General features: G+C 70.0%; 1 protein-coding gene. It reads left to right on the top strand.

Annotated elements, in window-relative coordinates; all coding sequences use genetic code 11:
- A partial coding sequence (locus tag KVP70_RS33170) for an AMP-binding enzyme (RefSeq protein WP_217946700.1) occupies positions 1–560 on the top strand: 560 nt, incomplete at both ends.

The following is a 560-nucleotide window of genomic DNA, read 5'->3' as shown; positions in this document are numbered from 1 at the left end:
CGAAATCGAAGCCAGGCTGTCGGCCTGCGCCGGCGTACGCGAGGCGGCGGTGCTGGCGCGCGAGGACCAGCCGGGCGACAAGCGGCTGGTCGCTTACGTGGTCGCTGGCGATGGCGTACAGCTCGACATGGCGGTGCTGCGTACGGAACTGGCGCAGACGCTGTCGGACTACATGGTGCCGAGCGCGTTCATGGTGCTCGATGCGCTGCCGCAGACGCCGAACGGCAAGCTCGATCGCAAGGCGCTGCCGGCGCCTGATGGCGGTGCCTACGCGGTGCGTGGCTACGAGGCGCCGCAGGGCGAGACCGAATTGCTGTTGGCGGCGATCTGGGGCGAGCTGTTGCAACGCGAACAGGTGGGACGTCACGACAACTTCTTCGAGCTGGGCGGCCATTCGCTGCTGGCGGTGGCGCTGATCGAGCGCATGCGCCGTGCCGGCGTGCAGACCGACGTGCGCACCTTGTTCGGCACGCCGACCATCGCGGCGCTGGCCGCCGGTACCGGGGCGGGCGACGTGGTGGTGCCGGCCAACGGCATCGCCGACGGCTGCGATGCGATCA

Source organism: Duganella violaceipulchra (genome assembly GCF_019166075.1).
In the GTDB taxonomy this organism is placed as follows: Bacteria; Pseudomonadota; Gammaproteobacteria; order Burkholderiales; family Burkholderiaceae_D; genus Rugamonas; species Rugamonas violaceipulchra.
Note: the sequence above shows the minus strand (reverse complement) of the source record. Positions and strands in the feature narration are given on the sequence as shown.